The organism is Mesorhizobium sp. M4A.F.Ca.ET.020.02.1.1 (assembly GCF_004022645.1).
GTDB lineage: Bacteria > Pseudomonadota > Alphaproteobacteria > Rhizobiales > Rhizobiaceae > Mesorhizobium.
In genome coordinates, this window is the sequence record NZ_RZOI01001043.1 from 1 (window position 1) to 1,553 (window position 1,553).

Consider the following 1,553-nt stretch of genomic DNA (forward strand, 5'->3'; position numbering starts at 1 on the left):
GCGTGTGGGTGCGGGCGTTGCGCCAGTGCCGGTGGAGATTGTGCTCGGCCAGCGTCGAGCGTGTGCCGGCGAGCTCGAACAGCTTGTTCGTGGCAATGATGGCGATCTCTGTCGTGAGGATCTTGGATTCGGCAACCGCGATCTGCGCTTCCGCGACGGTCTTCTCGTTCGGGTCGGCCACGGCGCGATCGACCGCAAGCCCGGCCCTTTCCAGAACCGCCTCTGCCGCTTTGGCCCGCAGGCGAAGGTCGCCAATCGCCTGGATCGTATAAGGATCCTGCCAGGCATGATCGACGCCGCTGTCGATCCAGGCGCGCGACTTGGTGCGCACGAAGCCGACAGTCTCGTCGATCGCCGCCTTGGCGATGCCGAGATCGACCGCGGCCTGGATGATCTGGAAGATGGCGCCGTCGGCCGTCGGCCTGTCATAGCCCTTGTAGCCGGGGACAAGATGCGTTTTGGGCACCTTGACATTGTCGAGCAGGACCGTGCCGGACAAAGTCGTCTTCTGTCCGAAGCTCGACCAGTCGTCGATCACCGTCAGTCCGGGCGCGCCGCGATCGGCGATGGCATACCAGGCGCGCCCCTCGTCATCGAGCGCCACGATCGGAACCAGAGGGGCAAGCAGAGCACCGCTCGAATAGAATTTCTGGCCGTTGACCACGACATGGTGGCCGGCGTCGACGAACTTTGTCTCGAAGTCGGCCGCGCGCTTGGAGCCGAACTCGGAGAACGCGTTGCCGAAGCGCGTGCCGGACAGCACCTCAGCGAAAAGCAGCTTCTTCTGCGCCTCGTCGGAGACGGTGCGGATAGCGGCGACGACGCCAAGATGGTTCTGCGGAATCTGGCCGAGCGACGGATCGGCCGCCGAGATGATGCTGATCACTTTCGACAGGGTCACATAGGAGAGCTCCGGCCCGCCATAGGCTTTCGGCACGTTGATCGACCACAGGCCGCTCTGCGAAAACGCATCGAGCTCTTCCTTCGGCCAGATGCGTTCACGATCCCGCTTGGAGGCATCCCTGGCGAATTCGGCGGCGAGTTTTTCGGCGACAGCGATTGCCTCGGCATCGGCCTTGATCACATGCGCCTTGGCAGAGGGTCGTTCGACCGGCGGGACGGCACTGCGGCTATCCGACGCCTGCCTGGATTGGATGGTCATGCTGCTGTCTCCTTGGGAAAATGTTGCGGTGGAAGCGGCGCGCCGCCGAGGTAGTAGGTTTTGATATCGGTGCGCTGGCGCAAGTCGGCAGCCGATCCTTCCAGCACGCTGACGCCGTTCTCGAGCACGGTGGCGCGGTCGGCGTATTTCAGCGCGACCGCCGAATTCTGTTCGGCAACGAGGATCGAAAGGCCTTCGTCGCGGTTGAGCCGTTTCAGGGCGCTGAAGATCTCGTCGACGATCAGCGGTGCCAGCCCCATCGACGGCTCGTCCAGAACAAAGAGTTTCGGCCGCGACATCAGACCCCGGCCGATAGCCGTCATCTGCTGCTCGCCCCCGGAAGTGAGGCCGGACCGGGTTCGCCGCTTCTCGGCGAGCCTTGGGAAAAGTG

2 protein-coding genes are annotated in these 1,553 nt (G+C 63.8%); both read right to left on the reverse strand.

Going from position 1 to position 1,553, the window contains the following annotated elements:
- Window positions 1-1,162, reverse strand: a 1,162-nt coding sequence (locus EN742_RS34580; protein WP_128333852.1) for an SfnB family sulfur acquisition oxidoreductase, incomplete at its 3' end; no start/stop codon positions are given.
- A partial coding sequence (locus tag EN742_RS34585) for an ATP-binding cassette domain-containing protein (protein WP_128333853.1) occupies window positions 1,159-1,553 on the reverse strand: 395 nt, incomplete at its 5' end. The genes EN742_RS34585 and EN742_RS34580, both read right to left, overlap by 4 nt.